The following is a 26,029-nucleotide window of genomic DNA, read 5'->3' as shown; positions in this document are numbered from 1 at the left end:
ATGGCAAAAACCCACATCGCAGACCATGAGACGCTTGAGCGCGTGGCCGTCGCGCTTGAGAGCATGGGCGCGTCAACGGTGCCGATTTTCGATGCCGAAACAGGCCGCTACACCAACGCTTCGCTTGCCGCCTGGCTCGCGAAGATGCGCGACGGCAAGAACTACGGCGTGAGCATCCCGAAGGGCAACGCCACGGCCTGCACCAAGACGGGAGCAAACGCGGGAATCGCCAACCCGAAACCCGGCGTAATCGGTCGCGCCGCAATCGACCCTTACGTCAACCACGGCGCTTTCGTCTTCTTCGAGGTGAACGGCGGCGTTGACGCTGACGGCACGCCCTACGTAACGGCTATCGACGGTGACGGGCGCTTTTCGCGCAAGGACGATACGTGGATCATGACACCCGTTCTCTACACGCTCGAAACCGAGACTGACGATGCCGTCAACCTCACCGTTTCGGACACGCAGAACCAGGGCATGAAGGCGCAGCCCGCCGCGTACCTGCCGAACGGCGCTAAGCGCCCTTATATGCTCTATGCCAAGTACGCGCTTTCTGTCGATGCCGACGGCAAGCCGCGAAGCGTGAGCGGCGCAACCGTCAAGACCATGAGCATCAGCCACGATTCGGGCATCAACCTTATGAAGACGGCCACGACCGGCGATGCGCTCAAGGTCGCTGCCGATGATTGGTACGTCAAGGCGATGTTTCTGCTCAAGTACGCGACAAAGAACAGCCAGAGCGTCTTTGCTGGCTGCACCGGCCACACCGAGCAGGTCAACCCGACGCTTGCCGAGACGAATACCACGCGCGTTGTCGTGAAAAATGCAACAGCTGATGCCATTCCCGTTGGCTCCGCAATGATGTTCGGCACGCATACCGGCACCAGCACCGACCGTGGCACCGGCTACAACTATGACATCTTCAACGGCGCTAAGGTGCTCAAGAAGGTTGCCGTTGACGATTCCAACACGGCGCTCTACTTCGATGTTGCAAAGCCGTTCAACGTCGAGACTACCTATTACCTGTCTACCGCGCCGTGGAACACCGGCGCTTGCGACATGGTGGAGGGCGACGGTTCGCCGACGAGCTGCACCAGCGGTCGAGAGCCGTTCGTTGTGCAGGGCATCGAGCTTGGCTTGGGCATGTACGAGGTTCTGCAAAACGTGCTTGTCCAGTACACGGGAAGCGGCACCGCCGTTTGGGTCAACCCAGACACCAAGAACGAGAAGAGCGGTGCTCTTGCGTCTGGCGCTCTTTCCTGCGGCGCTTTCCCCGGCCCCGCAACCGAAGGCTGGAACTACGGCCTTTATTGCAAGACCGTCAACGGACTTATGATGCAGCAAGGCACCGGCGCTTCAACGTCGGTGGGCATCTGCGACGGCAACTATAAGGTTGCCGACACCGTTACCGGCCTGCGAGAGTGGCTTTCCCTCGGCAACTTGGGGAACAGGGGCAATGCTGGCCTTTGGTACGTCTACGGCAACTCCGGCACCGGCATTGCTTGGTGGTACATCGGCTCGCGCCGCTCTGCAAATGGTCGCTCCAGGGGTGAAGCGGCGTAAGCCGCGAGGGGACTTGTCCCCTTTGTAAAAACAAGCAGGGATTCGCGGCGCGTGGGCTGTCATGTTCTTGGCTTTCCCTCGGCAACTTGAGGAACAGGGGCAATGCTGGCCTTTGGTACGTCAACGGCAACAACGGCACCGGCAATGCTTGGTGGAACATCGGCTCGCGCCTACCTGGGTGATTTATCTCAAACAACCAGCTATCTATATCTATTTCCGCCGCGACTACCCGCCGCCGCTGGTGGCGAGCGGGGGCAGCCTGGCTTAACGAAGTGAAATCAGTCTTAAGACCAGCGGGCTAGTAACGGAAACGCGACCGCTCGCACGACATCCAGAGAGTTATAAGGTCAAAAAATTGAAGAGCTATTGCAAAGGGCTTCGCGTGGACGAAGCCCTTGTCATTTCCGCCTACGAATCCTGGCTTGATTCCAAGGCGGGCAAAAAGAACGCCTGGCGCGTTCAGCAGGAACACGGCAGCGCTTCGGCGCTGATTCAGGAGATCGTGCGCGAGGTCGAAACCCGCTCGCTCACGTTCCGCCCGATAAAGCGATACCGGCACCGCGAGCCGACCAACGGCAAGCTGCGCATCATCGGCGTTGAAAGCGTCAAACAGCAGGTTTGCGACTACGTGGCCGTTACCGCCATGTCGCGCCTGATCGATGCCAAAGTGGGCTTCTGGCAGGTTTCGAGCGTCCCCGGCAAAGGGCAGCTCATGGCCGCGCACGCCGTGCGCAGGTGGTCGCAGGAAGGCGGCTACTACGTGCATATGGACGTTCGCAAGTGCTATCCGTCCATAAAGGCAGACGTGGTGATGATGCTGCTTCGCCGCTACGTGCGAAGCCCCGACGTGCTCTATATCGCCGAATCGCTGCTCGCTACCTACGGCGGCGGGCTGGAAATCGGGAGCTATTTCAGCCTGCGGATGGCGCAGCTTGTGTTGTCTTTCGGCTATCACGAGGTTGAGAACATGCGCAAGGTGCGCCGAAACGCCAACGTTCCGCTTGTGACGCATCAGCTTTGGTACGCCGATGACATTTATTTGTTCGGGCGCGACAAGCGCGATCTTCGTAGCGCAACCCGCAAGCTGCAACGGTTCCTGCTCAAGGGCTTCGGCCTGCACGTCAAGCCGTGGAAGATAAGCCGCATAAGCGACGAAGAGCCTGTTGATGTCGTTGGCTACACGGTGCGCAGGAACCGCACCACGCTTCGCGGCTCTCTCTTCCTGCGTGCCTGCCGTGCGCTTCGCAGGTATAGGCGCTCACCGACGTTCAAGCGAGCGCGTAGGGCAACAAGCTACGGTGGCTGGTTTCGCCATGCAGATTGCGCCGACGTATGGCGCGACAACGGTTTCAGCAAGGTATTCAAGAAAGCCCGCGCACACATAAGCGCGGCAGAAAGGGGCAACCATGAGCGTAGCGACATGCAGCGCAACGCCGCTTGATGCGGTGATGGTAGAAGCACGGCCAGGCGGCGCGACCGCCGATGTTTGGCTTCGCCGAAACATCGAGAAGGACGTTGCAGACAACGGAGCCGATGCCGAAAAGGCAATCGAGTTCTACCGAGCGGACGAGCTGCATTTCGTAGCCGTCGGCGTTCCGACAGTCGAAAAGGTGACGGCGGCATTCGACGAGCTTTGGGACGCTCACGAGGATGACGAGCTTACCGAGCTTGAGCAAATCGACAAGCTCATTGAACAGCTTAAGGACACTCGCGCAGCGCTTGAGGACACCAACGCGGCGCTGCTCGAAATCGGCGATTTGGTAGGCGGTGAGCAGTAATGGCGAAGATCTACTACAAGGCCGTGAAGGCTGGCAAGAGAACGCTTGACAGCGTGCCGGAACGCTGGCGCGACGAGGTTAAGAAGCTGCTTGATGCAGACACGAAGGAGGAATAATGGAAGCTATCTACACGTTCACTGAGCCGCAAATCTGGGCGATTGGCGGCGCGCTTCTCATGATGCTTTTCGACATGGTTACCGGCATCGCCCAGTCGCTTTTCAACCATAACTTCAAATCTTCGACGATGCGCCAGGGCTTGGGACATAAGGCCACGCTGTCGCTCATCATCCTGCTTTCTATCTGCATCGAAATTCTTGGCGCACACATCGCAGGGCTTGATTTCGGCGGCGTTACCGTCTACGTCGTTTGCATCGCCATCATCGGCATGGAGTTTGCTTCCATCCTTGAGAATATCAAGCGAGCTTACCCGGAGCTTGCCGATGCACCGATCATGAAGATTTTCGAGCACGCGGACACCGACGAGATTACGAAGGCGATTGCCGATGAAGCCGCGAAGCGCGGCTAGTCTCAGGCTTGCCGTTGCCGCTCTGCTTGGCTTCGCCGTTGGCATGTGCATTTGGTTCGGTCTGACGGTTTCGCATGTCAACGATGACGTTAACGCGACGGCTCAGACGTATAAGCAGGGCTATAGCGACGGTTATATAGCCGCTTTTCCTGTATACGACAACGCGAAAACCAGCGCTAAGAGCGGCTATATGCCGCTCTTTTTGCAGAAAGACCCTCAATGGGCAAACGTTACCTACTCTGACGAGACTATAGGCACATACGGTTGCGGCCTTACGTCTGCGGCAATGGCCTTGAGCTACCTAACCAGCAAAGAGATAACGCCCGACCTTCTGGCGGCATTCGTCGGCGAAAGCTGCCTGACAGACCGCGTTAACGACATGGCTAAGTTTTCCGATTACCTGGCGAAAACCTACCACCTGCAAGCCCGCGATACGTTTTGGGGGACGGCAGAAGCGCTTAACGCGGTCGATGACGGCTGGGTTGTGTTCGCGGGCGTTTCCGGCGCTCTGGGCGAGCGCTCTTACGGCTCGCACGTCGTGATGATTTGGCGTTCTAACAGCGACGGCACCTATTTGCTTCGCGACCCCGATGACAGCGCTAATTCAATCAAAACATGGACAAAAGATGAGCTTCTAAGCGTCGAATTCATGCAATTCGACGCGGTGAGGGGATGATGCATATGAGCATGCGAGGATTCGACATATCAGACTGGCAAAAAGATATAGACATCAACGCCGTTGATTACGATTTCGTAATCTGCAAGGCCACGCAGGGGACTAGTTACGTCAACGGTTACTGCGATATCAACATCCAAAAGGCCAAGCAAGCAGGCAAGCCATGGGGCTTCTATCACTTCATGTGTGATTGCGACCCAGTGGAGCAAGCCGATTATTTCTATGCTAACTGCAAAAACTATTTCGGCGAGGGAATCCCCATCCTGGACTACGAAGACGGCGGGCGCATCGGCTCCGACGGCGCTAAAAGGTTCCTCGACCGCATCTACGAGCTGACCGGCGTTCGATGCCTGTTCTACACATATCGAAACGTCGTTCAAAGCCCGCACGATGACGAAGACTGGGGCGCTATCGCGCAAAACCACGCCCTTTGGGTTGCCCAGTGCGCCAACGACAACGTAACCGGTTATCAGGATTCGCCGTGGCTTCCCTCTGGTGGCTTCGGCGCGTGGAAGACGTGTGTCATGCATCAGTACACGTCTCATGGACGTATCGATGGTTACGGCGGCAACCTCGACCTTGATATTGCCTTCATGGATGCCGCCGCATGGGCACGCTATGCCAAGCCTAGCACGTGCAATGCGCAGCCTGTGGAATCTATCGAGCCAAGCGGCAGCGCCGCAGATATTGCCGCCGATGTTATGCGCGGCAAGTATGGAGACGGCGAAGAGCGCAAGGCCAAGCTTGGCGCTCGATTCGAGGAGGTGCAGAACCTTATCAACCGTGCAGCTATCGCAAGCGCCGACGAGCTGGCATCCGATGTGCTCAACGGACTTTTCGGCAACGGCGAGACGCGCCGCGCAATCCTCGGCAACAGATATGACGAGGTGCAAGCCGTCGTTAACGGCAAAGCAAATGCCGTTGACATCGACGCTTTAGCCCGCGCGGTGATTCGCGGCGAGTACGGAGACGGCGAAGAGCGCAAGGCCAAGCTTGGCGCTAACTACGATGCCGTCCAGAAACGAGTAAACGAGCTTATTTAACCTAAAATGCCCGCACCCTGTTAAGGGGTGCGGGCATTTCTGCGTTTATACGGCATTGCATCGAATCATTAACCTGGTGTTATCTTACGGCAGCTCGCGTTCGTTGTTCATGTCCTGTCGAATCAAGCTCTTGATGTACTCGGTTGTGTTGCCCTGATTTTTGAGCCATGTATACATGATCTCGTCTTCATCGTTCGGATAAAACCGAATTGTCAGCTGCTTTACCGATTTTTTACGGTAAGCAGAAGTTGCACGCCGCTGCGCTTCCGTTGCCATCTTACTTCCCCCGCTTTTCCCTGGCCTTGCGCCACATCCTGAAAGAAATAAACGAGATGATGAAAACCATGATTCCTGTTTTCATCGCGTCCCTCCTAAGTTAGAATAGCTTTGGCGTTCGGGCACCGCCGAAGCGGTGCCCTTTACCCTAACTAAGACCTCTTCTCATGCTTTCCCGGCTTGCGAGAGGTCTTTTCTTTTAGGGCTTGGATTCCTTCATCGAGCGCCTTTGCAAGGATTATGCCGATGATGGATACTGTCAAGTCCCATATTTTGTCATCCATTTTAACCACCTCCTTTCTTCCTTGTGTCTACTATTATAGGGTATACCCCATACTAACGCAAGTATCAATTTGAGTTTTGCTAACTTTTTTGCGCGCTAATCAGTGTTATGATGCAGAACCAGTTGTGAGAAACTTTGATTTCACGTCCATTTGCGGCTATAGTGGGGTTCGAACAAATAATCCGAGGCTCCACCAATAGTTACAGGCAGGTAGATATTCGTATCTACCTGCCTTTTCATTTCTAGCCCGTACCGCGGAGAATCGAACTCTGTGCAGGGCGCGAGCGTAAAGAAAACGCGTAAGCGTTTTTAGCCCGCGGGCGAGGACGCCGGCAGGCGGCCGAAGCCGGTGCGTGTTCGCGAAGCAAACACGCGGATTCTCCGCGCAAAGCCCCAACCCAAAACAGATGTGCTGCCGATGGTATTTCAGCTAGCCATGCCCAGCACCAACGGATTCCCCCACCCGCGGAGAATCGAACTCTATGCAGGGCGCGGGCGTAAAGAAAACGCCTCAGTGACGCAGAGTGGGACGCGCTTTCCCAATGGCAGCCCAGGCGGAAAGCCCATCCCGGAATCCGCGCTCAGACTGGGACGTAGTTTCCGGATGACACATCAGGCGGAAAGCCCATCCCGGAATCCGCGCTCAGAACGGGACGCGCTTTCCCAACGGCGGTCCAAGCGGAAAGCGCATCCCGTAATCCCGCCTCAAACTGGGACGCACTTTCCGCTGCACCTGCCGCCTCGAAAAACCTGCGCGCCCTCCATTCCAAAACTGGGTAGAAGAAAGCCAAAACGCAATCGCAGGAGGTCAATATGACTGCAGAAGATAAGGCAAAGAACGCCGGCAAGGTCGCGCTCGTCTTGGAGGGTGGCAGTTTTCGTGGGCAGTTTACCGCCGGCGTGCTCGACGTTCTCATGGAGGCCGGTGTCGAAATTCCGGCGGTGTACGGCGTCTCGGCCGGTGCGCTCAACGGCGTCAACTACAAGTCGCACCAGATCGGCCGCACCAACCGAGTCAATTTGACCTTCTGCAACGACAGCCGCTACATGGGCGCCGCGTCGTTTGCGTCCACGGGTTCCATCGTGGGCTACGACTTTATCTTCAACGACGTCCAGGACCGCCTGGATCCTTTTGATAACGAGACGTTCGACGCGAGCCCCATTGAGATGTACGCCGTCGCGACGGACATGCTCTTTGGAACCGCCACGTACCTCCCGGTCAAAAGCGCCGTGCTCGATCTCGACGCCGTGCGCGCCTCGACCTCGCTGCCGCTGGTGACGCCGCCGGTCGAGATTGACGGGCACAAATACGTCGACGGCGGCGTGGCCGATTCGGTTCCTATCGAGCATGTGCTCGAGGAGGCCGGCTTCGAGCGCGCGGTTGTCATTGTCACGCAGGACCGCTCGTACGAGAAAAAGCCCTACGAGTTTATGCCTGCCGCGCGCGCCCGCTATGCCGACTACCCCTACCTGCTCGAGGCTATCGAGACGCGCCACGACCGTTACAACATACAGCGCATGCACCTGTGGAAGTATGAGCGCGAGGGCCGTGCGTTGGTCGTCGCTCCGCAAAAGCCGGTCGAGGTCGGCCATGTCGAGCACGATCCGGCAAAGCTTTTGGACCTGTATATCCAGGGCCGTCAGGAGGCAAAGCGCCTGCTCGCGGAAATCCAAGAGTTCGTTGAGCGCTAGCGACGGCGAACCCTCAAAAAATGACAACAGCTAAAGAGTTGGAAAAATCACGGCTCGTGGATGACATGTGCAGAAACTCTGGTCGGAGCCAAAATACCTGTTGACTCGTACGGCGAGCGGGGTAATATGGACGGGTTACTTGCAGAGCCCCGTGAATCTCTGTAACAACACGTACTGTACATGGAGGAGTCTAAGTGATTTCGAAATCGACTCACTACGCCAAGCAGGGCGAGGTCCAGCGCAACTGGGTTCTCGTCGACGCCGATGGTGCTGTCCTGGGCCGTCTTGCCACCCAGATCGCAATGATCCTGCGCGGTAAGAACAAGCCCCAGTTCACGCCCAACAGCGACTGCGGCGACTTCGTTGTCGTCATCAACGCCGATAAGGTCCAGCTTACCGGTAACAAGGCCGACACGAAGACCTATTATCGCCACAGCGGCTACAACGGCGGCCTCAAGGCTGAGAGCTTCCGCCAGGCTATGGAGAAGCACCCGGAGAAGGTCATCGAGCGCGCCGTTCGCGGTATGCTGCCCAAGACCACCCTCGGCCGTGCCCAGATGACCAAGCTTAAGGTCTACGCTGGTGCCGAGCATCCGCATGCTGCCCAGAACCCCACGAAGATTGAGCTGGAGGCTTAAAGATGGCTGAGAACACCGTTGTCTACCAGGGTACCGGCCGTCGTAAGAACGCCGTCGCCCGCGTCCGTCTCGTCCCCGGCACCGGCAAGGTGACCATCAACAAGCGTGACGCCGAGCAGTATTTCGGCCGTCATCAGCTCGTTGAGAACGCCCTTGCTCCCTTCAAGGTGACCGACACCGCCGGTCAGTTCGACGTTATCGCTCTGTGCGATGGCGGCGGCATCTCCGGTCAGTCCGGCGCTCTGCGCCTGGGCATCGCTCGCGCTCTTCTGAACGCTGGCGACTACCGTGCTGACCTCAAGAAGGCCGGTTTCCTTACGCGCGATGCTCGCGTGGTCGAGCGCAAGAAGTACGGCCTCAAGAAGGCCCGCCGCGCTCCCCAGTTCTCCAAGCGCTAAGGTTTTATCTCCTTTCGAGATACAATGTACAAGCGGGGCCTGCCGATTCCTCGGCGGGTCCCGCTTTTCTTTTTCGACTAGGGTGGGCGGTTGCATATCGCCTGCTAGGGAAGGAGCGATCCTATGCCCCAGAACATCTTCGGTACCGACGGCGTCCGTGGCGTCGCCAACGCCGATCTTTCGTGCGATCTTGCGTTTCGCCTGGGTCGCGCGGCGACCAAGTTCCTTGGTCCGGACATTTGCATCGGCCGTGACACGCGTCTTTCGGGCACCATGCTCGAGAGTGCGCTGACCGCCGGCATTATGGCCGAGGGCGGCCGCCCGCATTGCTGCGGCGTTATCCCTACGCCGGCCGTGGCGCTGCTCACTGTCCAAAATGAGCTCGACGGCGGCATCGTCATCTCTGCTTCGCACAATCCTCCGGAGTTCAACGGCATCAAGTTCTTTAGCCGCAAGGGCATGAAGCTTCCCGATGCTGTCGAGGAAGAGATCAGCGCTTGGGTCATGTCCGAGGAGGCCATGGCTGCCGATACGCTGCCGACCGGTGCCGGCGTGGGCCACATCATCAAGATGAAGGACGCTCGCAAGGCATACGTCGACCACGCCATCGATACGCTTGATGGCCTGAGGCTTGATGGCCTGGTCGTTGCCGTTGACTGCGGTCACGGTGCTTCCTGCCAGACTACGCCCGCCGCGCTGCAGCGCCTGGGTGCCACGGTCCATGCCATCAACACCGATTACTGTGGCACCGACATTAACGTTGAGTGCGGCTCCACCCATCTTGAGCCCCTGCGCGAGCTCGTGCTGCGCACCCATGCTGACATCGGTCTGGCCCACGACGGCGACGCCGATCGCGTGCTGTTCGTGGACGGCGAGGGCAATGAGATCGACGGTGACTACATCCTGGCTATCTGCGGTTCTGACCTCGCCGCCCGCGGGAAGCTCGCCAACTCCGAGATTGTCTCGACCGTCATGTGCAACCTTGGCTTCTCCATCGCTATGAAGGAGCAGGGCTTCGAAATGGTTCAGACCGCCGTGGGCGATCGCTACGTTCTGGAGCGTATGCTCGCGGATGGCGCCGTCATCGGCGGCGAGCAGTCCGGCCACATCATCTTCCTGGAGCACAACACCACCGGTGACGGTCTGGTGACGGCTCTGCAGCTGCTGGCCGTGCTCAAGCGCACCGGTCGTACCCTCACCGATCTTGCCGGCATCATGAAGAAGTACCCGCAGGTACTCGTCAACGTGCATTCCGACAACAAGGCTGGTCTGGACGATTGCCAGCCCATCTGGGATGCCGTCGCTGCTGCCGAGAAGGAACTTGACGGCCGTGGTCGCATTCTGGTGCGTCCGAGCGGTACCGAGCCGCTGGTCCGCGTGATGGCCGAGGCCGAGACGCACGAGCTGACCCAGCGCGTTGTCGACGACATCGTCGAGGTTGTCAAGCGCGAACTTCCCTAATGGTCAAAAACGAGTGCCAAGTGGTAAACTGTTAAGGCTATTTTGGTCGATTGGTATGTCCGAGGGGGAGCATGTTCACTAAAGTCCTAAGGTCTTTTGGTATGCGTGGTCGAGTCCTTACGCTGGATGCTCCCATCTCGGGCGACGTCATTCCGCTTTCCGAGGTAAACGACCAGACATTTGCCACCGGCCTTTTGGGCCAGGGCGTGGCGATTCAGCCTACCGGCACGCGTGTGATTGCACCGGCTGATGCCAAGGTCGAGGCCATTTTTCCCACGGGTCACGCTGTTGCGCTTAACACGGTCGATGGTTTGGACGTGCTCATCCACGTTGGTTTGGACACTGTTCAGCTTGAGGGCAAGCATTTTAGCGTGCATGCACAGGTGGGCGATGTCGTCCATAAGGGCGACGTGCTCATCGAGTTCGATCGCGAGGCAATTGCTGCCGAGGGCTACGATGTGACGGTTCCCATCTTGGTGTGCAACTCCGTTGAGTTCTCGAGTATCAAGGGCTCCGTTGGCGTGCATGTCGAAGAGATGGACCAGCTCATCGTTGCTCGGGAGCGCTAGCAAGTGCACGTGGCCATTAGCCTACAATTCAAACACGTTTATGGAGGGCGCCCTTGAAAGAGGGCGCCCTCCGTGGCAAGATGGGATTTGTCCGAAGCTAAACGGCTTTGGGTCACCGTGGACGGGCAGGGGCCTCGACGCGGCTAGACACGAGACACATACATTACGCGACCTCGCCCTGGTGGCCGCACACGTTGGTTGCGGCCGACGCGGGCCGCGGGCAAGTGCTTGTAAGGGGAGCCTTGCCTCTCTTGTACGAGAAAGGACGCGTAATGAAGATCATTAAAGCTAAAGACTACGAGGATATGAGCCGCAAGGCCGCCAATATTATCTCGGCGCAGGTTATCCTCAAGCCCGATTGCGTGCTGGGTCTTGCCACCGGCTCCACCCCGATCGGTGCCTACAAGCAGCTCGCTGCTTGGTACGAGAAGGGCGACGTCGACTTTGCCGAGGTCAGCACCTACAACCTGGACGAGTATCGCGGCCTTTCGCACGACGATCCCCAGAGCTATCACTACTTCATGCGTGAGAACTTCTTCGATCACATCAACATCGACCTGAACAACACGCATGTGCCCGACGGTTCCAACCCCGACGCCGCCGCTGCCTGCTCTGAGTACGACAAGATCGTCGCCGCCGCCGGTTACCCGGATCTGCAGCTGCTCGGCATTGGCAACAACGGCCACATCGGTTTCAACGAGCCCGATGACCACTTCTCCAAGGGCACGCACTGCGTCGACCTCACCGAGAGCACCATTCAGGCCAACAGCCGCCTGTTCGACAGCATCGACGATGTTCCCCGTCAGGCCTACACCATGGGTACCCAGACCATCATGTATGCCCGCATGATCCTAGTCGTCGCCAACGGCGAGGCCAAGGCTCAGGCCGTGCATGACATGTGCTATGGTCCGGTTACGCCCGCGTGCCCGGCTTCGATCCTGCAGCTGCACACCAACTGCGTTGTCGTTGCCGACGAGGCCGCCCTTTCGCTCTGCGAGTAGCGCGAATCCTGCATCTCGACATAGCCTTGCCTAAGGCCTCCGCTTTGCGGGGGCCTTTTTGTTATCCCTCTCCGCCCGCTTGACCAAAATCTTGCCGCAAGCTTGACGAATGCCGGATGCCCAACAGCTTGATTCATTCCATACCAGATTCTATGCAAAAATGCCACTAAAAGGTCGTAGACGGTAGCGGGTGCTAGGCGAGTTGAATGACATAGCTGAACCTTGTTCATTTGCGTTACACTGCCGCTTAGATGGGACAAGCTGACAAGCTCATTTACCTGCTTAAAGACCGATTAGTCGGGGGATTAATAACAATCGGCCCTCGCTGTACAAAAACTTGCCGCTTGCGTACCAAAAGACAACCTAGAACACAAGGTCGCTCTATTCATAGCGCGGCTTGTATGGTCTTGCGGTTACAGTGTCCATACGGTCGAGTTGAGGAGTGGGCATGGTAAACGATTTGGGCAGTATGGACGACCTCGAGCTGATGCCGCTGGGCGGTGGCTATATGGTGCGACGCGAACGCTTGATGAATGAGCTTCTCGCCAAGGGCCGAAAGGCCGGCATCGTGGTTCTTTATGCGCCCGACGGGTTTGGGAAGACCTCGGTGCTGCTGCAGTACACCCATGAGGTTAAATGCGACCCGACGCGAGGCCCCGTGCGGATTATCGAGGCCGATCGCGCCACTGGGCGCGAGGTGTTTATGCAGCTCGAGGTGGTTACCGAAGAACTCAAAGACAAACCGCACTCCCTTATCGCGATTGATAATGTGCCAAACCTCGATCAGCACGATACCGAAGACCTCATCGACAGGATTCGCGGCCTGCGCGCTATGGGGGTGGGGGTCTTTATCTCCTGCCGTCCTTCAAATCGTCAACTGATTCAGGGGCTGGGCGATTCGGTTAAGATCAATGCGCAGATGCTCAAGGTGCATGCCTATGAGTATTCGGCGTGGGCATCGGCGTTTTCGATCAGCACATCGCTCGACTTTTATCAGCTCACGCAGGGCGTGCCCGAGCTCGTTTCGGCATTGCAGACGGGTCTGTATGGCCAAGGCGACGTAGCCGGTCTGCTCGAAAACGAGATTGTCAACGTATATGGCGCGGCACTTGTCGACCTGGCTTCGCTCGACAATAATGCACTGTTTTGCGTGGCATGTCTCATGATTTTGATGGGCGAGGGCAATATCGCAGAACTCGAGGCTTGCGGGGTGAGGCTATCGATGGTCGACCAGTCCTACTTCGTACGCGACTACCCGATCTTTGGCTTGGACCCCGCCGAGCGGAGTTTTACGTGTCTGGGCACGGAGGATAACGGACGCTTGCGCTTGCGTAAGTTGGTGGCCGAGGTTCGCCCCGAACTTGTTCCGAGGGCGGCCCGGATTTTGCTTAAGGCGGGCCGATGCGATGCGGCGATGGGCCTGGCGGACGCTTTTTTGGACCGTGATGCGGTCCTTGAACTTGCTGGGCAGTATGGGGTCGATCTGGCTCTGACGGGGCACGGGGCCGATATCTGCCGAGCAGCGCTGGGCACGATCGATGCCGAGGATCCGGCTCCAGAGCCAACGCCTGCCGAGGCGCTTGGCGTATATCTGGCAGCGGTCAGCGTGTCCAATACAAAGCTCGCTCGCTATATGGCATCGGTCATCGAGCGCGGGGGCGAACGGGCGGCCTGCGAAATAGACCCTGTTTCATGGAGGGTGGCCCAGACACTGACGGCTGTTTGCTATGGGGACAACGGGCTTGGGCTTCCTACGAACCTGACCGTGCCAGAAATCGAGACATCCCATACCGCACTCGATATGTTGTCCGCGCATATCGAGGTCAAGCGCTGCCTGACCGAGCGGGGAGATGACGGCGGCGTTCTACAGCAGCTCAAAACGAGCAAGGCCTACGACTGCGAGCTCGACATCGCGGGGATTGTTATACGGGCCGACAGCATGCTGGTGGAGCTTTTTGACGGGTCGTTTGCGGGAACCGACGAGCGCGACGACGAGATGACGGTGGTGCGGGAGGCGCTCGACGTACGTGGGCTCAAGGCGATGGCTATCTGGGTGCGCATGGTGTTGGCGGCACGGCGGCTCCTTTCCGGCTTGCCGGTAACCGACGACGCGGCATTCAACGAGCTCGATCGTTTTGCCGTGCGCATGCGCGACAACCAGATTCAGCTGTTTGGCCTGTTGCTAGAAGGCTGGCAGTCGCTGGCAGAGGGACGGCCGGTTAATGCAAAGTTCCGTGCGGTCCAAGTGCTCAAACTTGCCGAGGAGTCGATTGCGTACATGCGCGATAACGCATTGCTGTTGGAGCGCGCGGCGTATCTGCGTAACACCTCGATGGTTTCGGTGCGCGAGGAAGCGGAGCTACTCGATATAAGCCAGACGCAGGTTGGTGGAGCGGAGGCCTGGATGGTGGCGCTGCATTTGGCCTGTGCGGGCCGAGACAGCGATCTTGCGGCCTGGATGTCCATGAATCGTGCGGGGATTCTGGAGCCATCGTATCGGCTCTTTGCGCGCCTTGCCATGCATTGTCTGGGCGAGCCGGCGACCAGGATTCGCAAGAAGCTTCCCGTGCGCGAGCTGTCGCGGTACTCGCTGCGCGATGATCTGGAAGGGGAGGGCGAGCGCCTGTTCCAGGCCGGCGAGGTTGAAGCCGTTGATACCATCGACCATATCGAGATTCGCATGTTTGGTGCGTTCCGCGCCGAGCGCGACGGGTTTCCCATCACGGACAAAATGTGGCGCCGCAAGAAGGCGGCGACACTTGCCGAGCGGCTTGCGCTGGGCATGGATGCGCTCGTCGACCGCGAGACGCTGGCCATGGAGTTGTGGCCCCATGCCGAGTTCAATAGCGCCCGCAACAACCTGTACTCGACGATATCGCGCTTGCGGTCGGCTTTGGGACCGACGCCGGATGGCAAGTCGTGTGTGCTCATCCAAAATGAATGCATCGGACTCAACGGCGACTACGTCAAGACCGATGTACGGCTGTTTGACCAGATAAGCCGCGAGGTTTTGGGAAATCGCACGGGTGCGCGCGGGCCCCATTTAGTTGAGCTGTGCCTTAAGATTGAGCAGCTTTATGCCGGACCGCTGTATGTTCCCAATGGCTGTAATCCCACCTACTTTTTGCGTATGCGACGCATTATGCAGTCAAAGTACATCGATTGCATGATTAAGGGAGCAAATGCCGCTCTAGAAGAAAACGATCTGCAGTCGGCGATTTGGCTGGCGGAGTCGGGTCTTCGACAGGAAACGGCGCGTGAGGATATGGTGCGCTGCGCCATGCGTGTCTACAGTGCGGCGGGGCGGAGGCGCGATATCGTCGAGCTATACAGTGGGCATATGCACCATCTGAGGGAGCAGGTCAATGGCGTACCCGAGCCCGAGACGCGGCATCTATATGAGCGCTTGGTGGAGGGTCGGCTCAACCGCGTGCTGGTCGAGCGATAAAAAACGGGCGCCCGAAGTACTTGGGCACCCGTAAGCTTGCTATGTGTCGGCTCGCCGGATCATTGGCTCTTAGACGAGCTTGATCTTCTCGATGTCCTTGCGCGAGGACTCGCGATACAGCGAGAACTTGCGGCCGATAACCTGAATGACGTCGGCGTGGCAGCGCTCGGCGAGCTCCTCGGCGGCCTCACGGGCAGAAAGGCTGGAGCCATCGAGCACGGAGCACTTAACGAGCTCGTGCTTCTCCAGGTAGGCGACCGTCTGCTCGACGGTGCCCTCGTTGACATCGGACTTACCGATGATGATGGCGGGGTTGAGGTGATGGGCCATGCTGCGAAGCTGCTTGACCTGGGCTCCTGTCAGTGCCATGGGTTCTCGCTTTCTATGTATGGGGCGCCCCGCGACGGGGCCTTAATCTACGTGAGCTGTCCCACGATAGCGCAGGAACGGCGCGGTGTGGAGCGCGTTTGCCCAGTTCAAAAAGAATGCGGATGCCGAGGTGATGGGCAGTGCGGGCTGTGAACGGGCTACGAGCGGGATTCAGAGACCGGTTCCCATGCAATAAACGCCCAGCGAACCTTACGGATATGGTCGAGCATATAGCGCCCCTGCGGCACGCCCTTGGAGCCCGGCTCGCCGGCATGGGGGTTTTCGATCATGTGCTGAGCGATATAGTCGCGCAGGCGGTCGATCTTATCCTCGTTGCCATGCTCGAGCATACGGGAAAAATCCGCCACGCCTGCCTCAAGGCTATCGAAGGTATCGCGACGAGGCGATTCAAAGTATGTAACCTGCGGCAACGCACCCATCTGAATGAGGATGTTGAAGGCGTACACAAAGCCATTGCTGCAGGTAACCGAGGCGCCGATAGCGTTCATCAAGTGCAGATCATAGCGCGGGCTGGAGTTAGCGACCATCGTGACAGTACAACGCCGACGAGCCGCACGGTCAAGCTTGGCAAGCGCACCTTTTAGATTGGTCGTCGTAACCGACCGACTGGCAAAGGCAACATCCACCGTTTTCGCGACCGGTCCAACCAAATCCCAATCATCATCCCAAGCAAGCTCAAGCGGCGTAATGCGATCCTCGAGCCCATAGTACTCAATACCAGCATCAAGCGTGCCCAACATGGCAGGGGAAAAATCAGCTGCAATCACGGGATGCCCGTCTTGCGCAAGCGGAATAGCAATCGACCCAGCTCCACACCCCATATCGAGCACCGACTCGCCGGGCTCAAGTGCCAACAGCTTTATAAAATCCCGAGCATAAGGGGCAGTCTCAAGAGGTCGAAAATGTCGAGCTCGCTTATCCCATTCAAAAGAATCATCAGCCCGATGCCGAGCGGCCTGCAGACGCATCCATTCGCCATTCCAATCCGCAGCAAGCAGCTCAGAACGAATCTCCCCATCAACCACGGGCCAACCTCCTCACACAACAAAAAAAGCGGCCCCTCCCAAAAGAAGAGCCGCAACAAGCATATATCAGAAAAAGAACCGTTCCAACGCCAAAACGCCGCACCAGCCAAGTGGTGCAGGAGCGAAGCAACTGCAACCGGGATAGAACCCAACTGAGGTCCCGTTGTGCGAGGAGCCCCGGGGAGGACAAATATATAAGGTCGATCGCGAGTTCCGCACGAGCCGGAGAGCACTTAATGTGCTCTCCGTGCGAGTCAGGACTGTCCGAGCAGGCGACCTTATATATTTGCCCTCCCCGGGGCTCCTCGCCAGCACCCCTCAGCTAGTTCTTGAGCGAGTTCAGCGGTGCCGGGAAGCGTCCACCGCGATGGGCAAGCACGGTGCCGGCGTTGGGGTTCACCGGCATGATGGGCGCACGGCCGAACAGGCCGCCGTACTCGACGCAGTCACCCACGCCCTTGCCGATGGCGGGAATCACGCGGACGGCCGTGGTCTTGTTGTTGATGACGCCGATGGCCATCTCGTCGGCGATGATGCCGGCGATGGTCTCGACCGGGGTGTCGCCGGGGATGGCGATCATGTCCAGGCCGACGGAGCACACGCAGGTCATGGCCTCGAGCTTCTCGAGCGAAAGCGCGCCGGCTTCGACGGCGGCGATCATGCCGGCGTCCTCGGACACGGGGATAAAGGCGCCGGAAAGACCGCCCACGCTGGAACTGGCCATGACGCCGCCCTTCTTGACGGCATCGTTGAGCATGGCGAGCGCGCAGGTCGTGCCCGGGCCACCGCAGGTGCCCACGCCGATGATCTCGAGAATGCGGGCAACGGAGTCGCCGATGGCAGGCGTGGGGGCCAGCGACAGGTCGACGATGCCCTTCTCGACACCCAGGCGATGGGCGGCCTCGCGGCTCATGAGCTCGCCGGCGCGGGTGATCTTAAAGGCGGTCTGCTTAATCTTCTCGGCGACTTCCATCATCGATGCGGAATCGGGCAGCGTCTCCAGGGCTGCGGCCATAACGCCGGGGCCCGAGACGCCTACGTTGATGACGGCGTCGGCCTCGCCACCGCCGTGGACGGCGCCCGCCATAAACGGGGAGTCCTCGACCATGTTGGCAAAGCAGACAAACTTGGAAGCGCCGACGGAATCCTGGTCGGCCGTGAGTTTAGCGGCATCGATGATGGTCTGGGCGGCCATAAGCACGGCGTCCATGTTGATGCCAGCACGCAGGCTGGCGACGTTGACGCTGGAGCAGACGCGGCTGGTGGTAGCGAGCGCCTGGGGGATGGACTGGATGACGCGGCGGTCGGCGTCACCGATGCCCTTCTGGACGAGTGCGGAGAAGCCGCCCAGGTAATCGATGCCGAGTGTTTCGGCCGCGCGGTCGAGGGCATGCGCGATGGGGGTGAGGTCTTCATCCTTGCAGCATGCGGCGATCTGTGCCACCGGGGTGACGGAAACGCGCTTGTTGACGATGGGGATACCGTACTCGCGCTCGAGGTTCTCGGCGGTCTCGACCAGATGCTCAGCCGTGTGCGTCACGTGGTCGTAGATCTTCGTGTACATGCGGTCGAGGTTCTCGTCACCGCAACCCATGAGCGAAACACCCATGGTGATGGTCCTGATGTCGAGGTTCTGCTCCTCAACCATGCCGCGGGTTTCCGCGATTTCTGCGGGCGTGATCGCCATCCTTGCGCTCCTATCTGCCAAAACGAGCATAGTCTTATCTATTCTAACGTGCCGCACGTGCCAAGTGGCGCATGCGGCACGTTTTGGTGCTCGGTTGTTTCCGTTGTGTTACTGCCCAAAGACCTCTTCGGCGATGCGCGCGCTTTCGGCGGCATCCTTGGCGTAGTAGTCCGCGCCGATCTGCTTGGCGTATTCGGGGGTGAGCACGGCGCCGCCCACGATGATCTTGACGCCCGGAACCTCGGCATGGAGCAGCTTGATGGTCTCCTCCATGGCGACGACGGTGGTGGTCATAAGCGCCGAGAGGCCGACGAGTTTGATATCGCGCTCCTTGACGGTCTTGAGTACCTCCTGCGGATCGACGTCGCGGCCCAGGTCAAAGACGGTGTAGCCGTAGTTGTCGAGCAGCATTTTGACGATGTTCTTGCCGATATCGTGGATGTCGCCCTTGACGGTGGCCACGCAGATCTTGCCCTTGTCGGCAATCTCGCCGGCGGGCATCAGGCGCTTAATGGTGTCGAAGCCCACGCGTGCGGCCTCGGCCGAGGCCATGAGCTGCGGCAAGAAGAACTTGCCCTGGTCAAAGAGGACGCCCACCTCGTCGAGGGCGGGGATAAAGTGATTGTTGATGAGGTCCATGGCGTCGTGGTCTGCTAGCAGACGCTCGGTCTCGGCAGCGATCTCGCCTTTGCGGCCCGAGACGACCATGTGGCGGATGGGGTCGTCGTTGCCGTCGGTGCTGGTGACACCAGCGGCGGGCACGGTGTCGGTCGATGCGGCCTGAGCTGCTGCCGGGTTGGCGGCGATCTTGTACGGATCGGTCCAGCCGGCATAGCGCTCGATGTATCCGGTCGAGCCCTCGTCCTCAACGCTCAGGACGCGATAGCTGTAGACGGTGTCCATAAAGCGCTTGGAGCCCGGGTTCATGATGGGGGCGTCCAGGCCCGCGCCGAAGGCGGCAGCCAAAAAGACCGAGCCCAGCAGCGGGCGGGCGGGCAGGCCAAAGCTGATGTTCGACACGCCAAGCGCGCATTTGACGCCCAGGCGCTCCTTGCACAGGGACATGGCGCGCAGAATCTGCTCGGCCTGGCGTTGATTGGTCGAGGCGGTCATGACCAGGCAGTCGATGAGGATGCGGTCCGGGCCGATGCCGTAGCGGGCGGCCTCGGCCACGATGCGCTCGGCGATGGCGAAGCGGGCCTCGGCGGTATCGGGGATGCCGCCTTCGTCGAGCGTAAGGCCGACGACGTTGGTGCCGTAGTGGGCAACCAACGGAAAGATCTCATCCATGATCTGTTGCTTGCCGTTGACCGAGTTGATGATGGGCTTGCCGGCGTAGCGGCGTACGGCGGCCTCGACGGCGGCGGGATCGGTGGAGTCGATCTGCAGCGGCAACAGCGTGGAGCCTTGGAGCTGCTCGGTCGCCTGCTGGATAATCTTGACCTCGTCGATCTCGGGCAGGCCCACGTTAACGTCCAAGATGTCGGCGCCCTGTTCTTGCTGGCTGATGCCCTGGCTCACGACGTAGTCCAGGTCGCCGTCGCGCAGGGCCTGCTGCAGGCGCTTTTTGCCGGTGGGATTGATGCGCTCGCCGATGACGGCAATCTTGTGGCCGTCGCAGGGGAGGTCCACCACGGTCTGGGCGCTTGTGACCGACATGCTGGGCTTGCGGTGGCGCGGACTGGGCGTGTGGTTATCGATAAGCGTGCGCAAGGCGGCCATGTGCGCCGGCGTGGTGCCGCAGCAGCCGCCCACGACGCTCACGCCGTCCTCAATCATGCCGGCGACGGCCTCGGCGTATTCGGGTGCCTGGATATCAAAGACGGTATTGCCGTCATCGTCCACGCGGGGCAGTCCCGCATTGGCCTGCACCATAACGGGCTTGTCCGTAACGGTGAGCATACGCGCGGCGAGTCCTCGGAGCTCGGCCGGGCCCTGGCTGCAGTTGATGCCCAAAACGTCGGCGCCGATGGCGTCGAGGGTGATGGCGGCGACCTCGGGGCTCGTGCCCAAGAAGGTGCGGCCGTCTTCCTCAAAGGTCATGGTGGCAAAGACGGGCAAGTCGGAATTCTCGCGGCAGGCGAGGACTGCCGCCTTGATCTCGGCCAGGTCGGTCATAGTCTCGATAATAAAGAGGTCCACACCCGCGGCGACGCCGGCGCGCACTTCCTCGGCAAAGAGGTCGTAGGCCTCGTCGAAGCTGAGGGTACCCAAGGGGCGCAGCAGCGCGCCGATGGGGCCGATATCGCCGGCGACGTAGTGGGCACCGGCTGCGCGGGCGCAGGCGACAGCGGCGGCAAAGACATCTGCCACGGTGGCGGTACCGTCGAGCTTGTGGGCGTTGGCGCCAAAGGTGTTGGCGGTGATCACGTCGCAGCCGGCCTCGACGTACTGTCGCTGAATGTCGGTAATGACCTGGGGCTCCTCAAAGTTGAGCAGCTCGGGCAGGGCGCCTGCCTTCATACCAGCGGCCTGCAACATGGTGCCCATGCCGCCGTCGAACAGCAAGTGCACCGTGCCCTCGATGGCCGCACGCAGGCGATCGTCCTTAATGCGCAGATCGTCGATCGTGCGCGTCTTGTACGCGGCGCCGTTGCAGCGCGCGGCATTGACAGGTGCCGCCAGCGCAGCACCGTCCAGATCATGAGTGATAAGCGGAGTAAACATCGAGGGCTCCTAATGGCTGGAATAGCAGGTGGTGTGGGCGGCACGGAAGCGACAGTGCTCGCGCATGCGGCAGATATTGCAGGTGGGGCGGCTCTGGGCGTCGTGGACTTCGCCGTCAAACAGACCAATCACCGCGGTCACGCTCTTGGTGGGCATGAGCAGGCTGGTGGGCGTGACGGTAAGCCCGATGAGCCGCGTGGCGTTGAGCGCATTCACGATCGAGCGCTGGGCCGAGAGCGGGCAGTCGCCATAGCCGGGACTAAAGCGCCAGTTGCCGGCGAGCCCATGAACGGCGGCGTCCGTCTTGACCTGCTGGTCCATTTGCTCAACGGCGGCTTCTACATAGGCAGAGCATGCGGCGTCGAGCACGGCTCCCTCTAGGGGCTGCTGAGCTCCCGTGGTGCGCAGACGACGCTCGGCGTCCATGCCGAGGGTGCATGCCATGAGCGCGGCCATGCGGGCGTCCTTGAGATGTCGATAGATGTCGCGACCGCGCAGCTCAACGTTGGTGCCAACCAGACGGATGCAAGGCTCTCCCTGCTCGTCCACGCCCGTGGCATCGACGGTAAACACGCGCCGCACGCCGCGGGGCTCAATGTCCAGCTCAAGGCGCTCGACCACAAGCTCAATACGTCGTGACAGCTCGGGCTCAATCTGCTGGCCGCCGTAGCCCAGATACCGCAGCATCTCGGCACGGTCGACACGGGGATGGTGCGCAGCATCGACACGGTAAAGCGCCGGCGACGCAAGGTCGGCCGGCACTTCGACAGCGGTTGTATCGATGTGCGGTTTTTCCATTACCCCAGGCGCTCCATAATGGTCGCGGCGATCGCAGGACGATTCATAGTGTACAGGTGCAGACCGGCGGCACCGTGCTCCTTAAGGTCGCAAAGCTGACGGGCGGCATAATCTACACCGGCTGCCTGCAGGCTCTCGGGGTCGTTCTCGTACTTGGCGAGAATCTTGATGACGGGGGAGGGCAGCGATGCGCCGCACATAAAGACCATGCGGCTGATCTGGGACTTGCCCATAAACGGCATGATGCCCGCGGTGATGGGCACCGTGATGCCCGCCTTGTCGGCAAGCTCGCGGAAGCGGTAGAAGCACTCGTTGTCAAAGAAGAGCTGCGTCACAAAGAAGCTCGCGCCGGCGTCCTGTTTTTGCTTGAGGTATTCGACCGAAGCGTTGAGGTCCTCACAGGCAATGTGGCCCTCGGGGTAGGCCGCGGCGCCCACGCAAAAGCCGGCGTCGACGAGCTCTGGGATGAGGTCGCGGGCGTAGGCGTAGTCCGAGGCGGGCTTGTCGTCCTCGGTCGCGCCAGCAGGAAGATCACCGCGCAGGGCCAGCACATTTTCTACGCCGGCGGAGCGGTATTCGTCGATCTTGGCGGCGATGTCGGCATGCGTGCGGCCAACGCAGGTAAGGTGCGCCACCGAGGGCGTATTGAATTCGCTCGTAATCATATGCGCGATGGGGGCGGTGGTGGCGCCGTTGCCCGAGCCGCCGGCAGAGCAGGTGACCGAGACAAAGCTCGGCGAAAGCTTGCACAGATTGCCTGCCACTTCGCGAGCCGTGTCGAGGGTCAGCTCGCCCTTGGGCGGGAACATCTCAAACGAAACGGGTGCGGTGCCCTGGGATGCTGCCTGCTTAAAAACCTCGTCGACGCGCATATCGTGCTCCTTTAGATACGTAATAGTGTGATGTGTTGTAAGGATTCTACAGCACCACTGTGTCACGGTGGAGTTTCACTCGCTATTCGGGGATACCAATCAAAGATGCCTTGCTATCGACATTCCCTATAGCAGAGCGGTCAATCTGGGATGGGGCTATAAAGACTGGTATCTGATGCGAAATACCAGTTAATAGAGCCCCATCCCAAATTGACTACCCTTAAACCATGGGGAGAGGTCTGCAATTTATACAGTTGATTGGCTGTTGAGGGCGGCAACGCCGCCGCGATGCGGTAACCTCATTGATTGGTTTCGTGACAGCAACATAACGGTAATGTTGCGGAAACACGACGAGCCTAATCTATGACTCGTTCGTTAGTAATCAACACCGCTTCTCACGCGGTGCCGATACGAAGGGAGTTCCGTATGGCCGAACTTACTGACCGCTTCGGGACCATGGTGTTCTCTGAGGAAGTCATGAAGGACTACCTCCCCAAGGACATTTGGAAGCGCCTTGCTGCAACCCTCGAGGACGGTGAGCCGCTCGACCTGGATGTGGCCAACGCCGTTGCCCACGCCATGAAGGTCTGGGCCATCTCCAAGGGCGCGACGCACTACGCGCACTGGTTCCAGCCGCTTTCGGGCATTACTTCCGAGAAGCACGACAGCTTCCTCGAGCCCAACCACGACGGCACCGCCATTACCAAGTTTACGGGCAAGAACCTCATCCAGGGCGAGCCGGACGCCTCCAGCTTCCCCAACGGCGGCCTGCGTGCCACCTTCGAGGCCCGTGGCTACACCGCTTGGGATCCCACCAGCCCCGCATTCATTAAGGACGATGTCCTGTGCATCCCCACGGCTTTTTGCTCCTACACGGGCGAGGCCCTGGACAAGAAGACCCCGCTGCTGCGCTCCATGACCGCACTCTCGCGTGAGTCCAAGCGCGTTTTGGCGCTGTTTGGTAAGACCCCCAAGAAGGTCGTTCCTTCCGTGGGCGATGAGCAGGAGTACTTCCTGATCAAGAAGGACGCTTACCGCAAGCGCAGGGACCTGGTCATCACCGGGCGCACCCTCTTTGGTGCTGCTCCCTGCAAGGGCCAGGAGCTCGAGGAGCACTACTTTGGCGCTATCCGCCCCACCGTCTCGTCCTATATGAAGGACCTGGACGATGAACTGTGGGCGCTTGGCATTCCTGCCAAGACCAAGCACAACGAGGTCGCTCCCTGCCAGCATGAGCTCGCCCCTGTCTACGGCGAGGTCAACGAGGCCATCGACCAGAATCTGGTCATGATGGAGAAGATGAAGCTCATCGCCTCCCGTCACGACTTGGTCTGCCTGCTGCACGAGAAGCCCTTTGAGGGCATCAACGGTTCGGGCAAGCACAACAACTGGTCGCTTGGCACCGAGTCCGAGAACCTGCTCGACCCGGGCGACACCCCGCTCGACAACCTGCAGTTCATCGTCTTCCTCACCGCGGTGATCGAGGCCGTCGATAACTATCAGGAGCTCCTGCGTGCCTCCGTTGCCTCGGCCGGCAACGATCATCGTCTGGGCGCCAACGAGGCTCCTCCGGCGATTATGTCCATCTTCCTGGGCGACCAGCTTACCGAGGTTGTCGAGAAGATCATCGATGGCAAGGCTTCCGTCCATGCCACGCGCGGCGTGCTTGACTTGGGCGCCGATACCCTGCCCAAACTGATGCAGGACAACACCGACCGCAACCGCACCTCCCCGTTCGCCTTCACCGGCAACAAGTTCGAGTTCCGTGCCTGCGGCTCCGAGCAAAACGTTTCCGACTCCAACCTGGTGCTCGATGCTGCCGTGGCCAAGTCGCTCAAGTCTTTCGCCGACGCACTCGAGGGTACGCCCGAGGATAAGTTCCAGGACGCCGCGCTCGAGTACTGCAAGAAGGTGCTGACCGATCACCAGCGCATCCTGTTCTCCGGCGACGGTTACTCCGACGAGTGGCCCATCGAGGCCGAGAAGCGCGGCCTTGCCAACAACAAGACCACGGCCGACGCTCTTCCCGCCTTTGTTTCCGATAAGGCCATTGCGCTCTTTGAGGAGACGGGCGTCCTGACCAAGGCCGAGGCCCAGTGCCGCTATGACTGCAAGCTCGAGAAGTACAACAAGCTCATGAACATCGAGGCTACCACGATGGTTCGCGAGGCGCGTCGTACCTATCGCCCGGTCATTACCGCCTATGCCACCAAGGTCGCTAAGGGCCTTGAGACTATTCGTGCCGCCGGTGCTGAGGCCGCCATGCAGTGCGAGCAGAACACGCTCAACAAGCTCTGCAACGGTATCACCGCCATCAACGACTCCATCAAGGCGCTCGACGCCGTACATCAGAAGGCCGAGGCTCTCGATGGCCAGGAGCAGGCCAACGTATACGCGCACGAGGTCGTTCCCGCTATGGATACGCTGCGTGCCGCCGTGGACGCAATGGAGGAGATCGTGGCCGCCGACTACTGGCCGGTTCCGACCTACGACGACATTCTGTTCTACGTGTAGAACGTAACCGACATATCGTCACGGTATTGAGCCGGGGTCCGCATCGCGTGGCCCCGGCTTTTTGTTTGCGAAGGACGCTTTGGATCCCGCTTTGCAACTGATTCGCCCACGCAATAAGGGGCCGTGGGCAAAAAACGTCAAATATGAGTACTGTCACAAGCCCTGTAGCATTATCTTTTTGCAAAATATGCAGTGTTACGCAACATATGTCCAAGTACTTAGCTGATAAACGCCTGCAATTCCTCCGCCGTAGGACGCCTTGTGTCCAAATCGCCTTCTGATGGCATGAAATCGCTGTTACTAAATTGGTAACAGTACTCATATTTGCTATTTTTTGTCCACGGGCCCTTGGATGACAGTGTGATTTTATGCCTTCGGGGTTCGAATCCCGGCGCATGGGTAGCAAAAAGCCCGCCGCCGCGAGGGCAACGGGCTTCTCAGATTCAGTGGTGCCCCCAGCGGGATGTCCGCGTGCGGCTGGCGCCGCCCGCTTTCGCTGCGTCGCTCCGCTCCTTGCGTGCTGCGCTGGAAAACGCTTACGCGTTTCCTCAGCTCCGCACCCTGTCGGGTTCGAATCCCGGCGTTGGAGAAGAAAAAAGCCCGTCACCACAAGGGTAACGGGCTTTGCATTTCAAATGGTGCCCCCAGCGGGATTCGAACCCGCGATATCCACCTTGAAAGGGTGGCGTCCTTGGCCGCTAGACGATGGGGACAGCGGGAAAGA

The 26,029-nt window shown here is 59.5% G+C and carries 22 protein-coding genes and 1 tRNA gene; 15 read left to right on the top strand and 8 right to left on the bottom strand.

Annotated features, from left to right (window positions below):
• The 7 genes from DXC99_RS00410 to DXC99_RS00385 all read left to right on the top strand — a co-directional run bounded on the left by DXC99_RS00410 (position 1) and on the right by DXC99_RS00385 (position 5,586).
• Positions 1-1,563, top strand: a complete 1,563-nt coding sequence (locus DXC99_RS00410) for a hypothetical protein (RefSeq protein WP_117628904.1) — start codon at positions 1-3, stop codon at positions 1,561-1,563.
• Positions 1,564-1,945: 382 nt separating this feature from the next.
• Positions 1,946-3,004, top strand: coding sequence for an RNA-directed DNA polymerase (locus DXC99_RS00405; protein WP_158551536.1), 1,059 nt, complete (start codon positions 1,946-1,948; stop codon positions 3,002-3,004).
• Complete coding sequence (locus tag DXC99_RS00400) at positions 2,970-3,341, top strand: hypothetical protein (RefSeq protein WP_117628902.1); 372 nt, start codon at positions 2,970-2,972, stop codon at positions 3,339-3,341. Before DXC99_RS00405 ends, DXC99_RS00400 begins: the two co-directional genes overlap by 35 nt.
• A complete protein-coding gene (locus tag DXC99_RS10560) occupies positions 3,341-3,457 on the top strand; it encodes a CD1375 family protein (RefSeq protein WP_255413300.1) in 117 nt (38 codons plus the stop codon). The genes DXC99_RS00400 and DXC99_RS10560 overlap by 1 nt, the downstream gene beginning before the upstream one ends.
• Positions 3,457-3,867, top strand: a complete 411-nt coding sequence (locus tag DXC99_RS00395; protein ID WP_117628901.1) for a phage holin family protein — start codon at positions 3,457-3,459, stop codon at positions 3,865-3,867. The genes DXC99_RS10560 and DXC99_RS00395 overlap by 1 nt, the downstream gene beginning before the upstream one ends.
• Positions 3,845-4,543: a C39 family peptidase gene (locus DXC99_RS00390; protein WP_117628900.1), complete on the top strand. Its 699-nt coding sequence runs from the start codon at positions 3,845-3,847 to the stop codon at positions 4,541-4,543. Before DXC99_RS00395 ends, DXC99_RS00390 begins: the two co-directional genes overlap by 23 nt.
• Positions 4,544-4,548: 5 nt before the next feature.
• Entirely contained in the window at positions 4,549-5,586 is a 1,038-nt protein-coding gene (locus DXC99_RS00385; protein WP_158551533.1) for a GH25 family lysozyme, read from the top strand.
• An 84-nt stretch (positions 5,587-5,670) separates the two neighbouring features.
• On the opposite strand, the gene DXC99_RS00380 is transcribed toward DXC99_RS00385, so the two are convergent.
• Complete coding sequence (locus tag DXC99_RS00380) at positions 5,671-5,862, bottom strand: hypothetical protein (RefSeq protein ID WP_117628898.1); 192 nt, start codon at positions 5,860-5,862, stop codon at positions 5,671-5,673.
• Positions 5,863-6,958: 1,096 nt separating this feature from the next.
• Here DXC99_RS00380 and DXC99_RS00375 point away from each other — a divergent pair.
• The 7 genes from DXC99_RS00375 (at position 6,959) to DXC99_RS00345 (ending at position 15,352) form a co-directional block, all read left to right on the top strand.
• Positions 6,959-7,837 (top strand): patatin family protein, encoded by an 879-nt coding sequence (locus DXC99_RS00375; RefSeq protein WP_117628897.1) that lies wholly within the window; start codon positions 6,959-6,961, stop codon positions 7,835-7,837.
• A 194-nt stretch (positions 7,838-8,031) separates the two neighbouring features.
• Positions 8,032-8,475, top strand: a complete 444-nt coding sequence (gene rplM, locus DXC99_RS00370; protein ID WP_022094635.1) for a 50S ribosomal protein L13 — start codon at positions 8,032-8,034, stop codon at positions 8,473-8,475.
• 2 nt (positions 8,476-8,477) lie between these two features.
• Complete coding sequence (gene rpsI / locus DXC99_RS00365) at positions 8,478-8,873, top strand: 30S ribosomal protein S9 (protein ID WP_022094634.1); 396 nt, start codon at positions 8,478-8,480, stop codon at positions 8,871-8,873.
• 123 nt (positions 8,874-8,996) lie between these two features.
• On the top strand, positions 8,997-10,334 hold the full coding sequence (gene glmM, locus DXC99_RS00360; RefSeq protein ID WP_117628896.1) for a phosphoglucosamine mutase: 1,338 nt from the start codon (positions 8,997-8,999) through the stop codon (positions 10,332-10,334).
• A 71-nt stretch (positions 10,335-10,405) separates the two neighbouring features.
• Positions 10,406-10,903: a PTS glucose transporter subunit IIA gene (locus tag DXC99_RS00355; protein ID WP_117628895.1), complete on the top strand. Its 498-nt coding sequence runs from the start codon at positions 10,406-10,408 to the stop codon at positions 10,901-10,903.
• A 272-nt stretch (positions 10,904-11,175) separates the two neighbouring features.
• Positions 11,176-11,904, top strand: coding sequence for a glucosamine-6-phosphate deaminase (gene nagB, locus DXC99_RS00350; protein WP_055251013.1), 729 nt, complete (start codon positions 11,176-11,178; stop codon positions 11,902-11,904).
• A gap of 448 nt (positions 11,905-12,352) precedes the next feature.
• Positions 12,353-15,352 carry a BTAD domain-containing putative transcriptional regulator gene (locus DXC99_RS00345; protein WP_117628894.1) on the top strand — a complete coding sequence of 1,000 codons (3,000 nt, stop codon included), beginning with the start codon at positions 12,353-12,355 and terminating at the stop codon, positions 15,350-15,352.
• Between the two features lie 69 nt (positions 15,353-15,421).
• On the opposite strand, the gene DXC99_RS00340 is transcribed toward DXC99_RS00345, so the two are convergent.
• The 6 genes from DXC99_RS00340 to DXC99_RS00315 all read right to left on the bottom strand — a co-directional run bounded on the left by DXC99_RS00340 (position 15,422) and on the right by DXC99_RS00315 (position 22,791).
• Positions 15,422-15,721 (bottom strand): YhbY family RNA-binding protein, encoded by a 300-nt coding sequence (locus DXC99_RS00340; RefSeq protein ID WP_117628893.1) that lies wholly within the window; start codon positions 15,719-15,721, stop codon positions 15,422-15,424.
• A 158-nt stretch (positions 15,722-15,879) separates the two neighbouring features.
• The gene (locus tag DXC99_RS00335; protein WP_233505631.1) at positions 15,880-16,596 is read right to left on the bottom strand and encodes a methyltransferase domain-containing protein; all 717 of its coding nucleotides are present in this window, start codon (positions 16,594-16,596) and stop codon (positions 15,880-15,882) included.
• A gap of 493 nt (positions 16,597-17,089) precedes the next feature.
• Positions 17,090-18,454, bottom strand: a complete 1,365-nt coding sequence (locus DXC99_RS00330; protein ID WP_117628892.1) for a PFL family protein — start codon at positions 18,452-18,454, stop codon at positions 17,090-17,092.
• Positions 18,455-18,562: 108 nt separating this feature from the next.
• Positions 18,563-21,121 (bottom strand): homocysteine S-methyltransferase family protein, encoded by a 2,559-nt coding sequence (locus tag DXC99_RS00325; RefSeq protein ID WP_199408827.1) that lies wholly within the window; start codon positions 21,119-21,121, stop codon positions 18,563-18,565.
• Between the two features lie 9 nt (positions 21,122-21,130).
• Positions 21,131-21,919, bottom strand: coding sequence for a hypothetical protein (locus DXC99_RS00320; protein ID WP_089573171.1), 789 nt, complete (start codon positions 21,917-21,919; stop codon positions 21,131-21,133).
• On the bottom strand, positions 21,919-22,791 hold the full coding sequence (locus tag DXC99_RS00315) for a methylenetetrahydrofolate reductase (RefSeq protein ID WP_117628891.1): 873 nt from the start codon (positions 22,789-22,791) through the stop codon (positions 21,919-21,921). Before DXC99_RS00315 ends, DXC99_RS00320 begins: the two co-directional genes overlap by 1 nt.
• 426 nt (positions 22,792-23,217) lie before the next feature.
• On the opposite strand from DXC99_RS00315, the gene DXC99_RS00310 reads away from it, so the two are divergent.
• Positions 23,218-25,305 carry a glutamine synthetase III gene (locus DXC99_RS00310; RefSeq protein ID WP_117628890.1) on the top strand — a complete coding sequence of 696 codons (2,088 nt, stop codon included), beginning with the start codon at positions 23,218-23,220 and terminating at the stop codon, positions 25,303-25,305.
• Positions 25,306-25,941: 636 nt separating this feature from the next.
• Here DXC99_RS00310 and DXC99_RS00305 read toward each other — a convergent pair.
• A tRNA-Glu gene (locus tag DXC99_RS00305) sits at positions 25,942-26,018 on the bottom strand.
• Positions 26,019-26,029 lie beyond the last annotated feature (11 nt).

The sequence above is a fragment of the Collinsella sp. TF10-11AT genome (assembly GCF_003437565.1).
In the GTDB taxonomy this organism is placed as follows: domain Bacteria; phylum Actinomycetota; class Coriobacteriia; order Coriobacteriales; family Coriobacteriaceae; genus Collinsella.
This window is presented reverse-complemented; position numbering and strand designations above follow the sequence as displayed.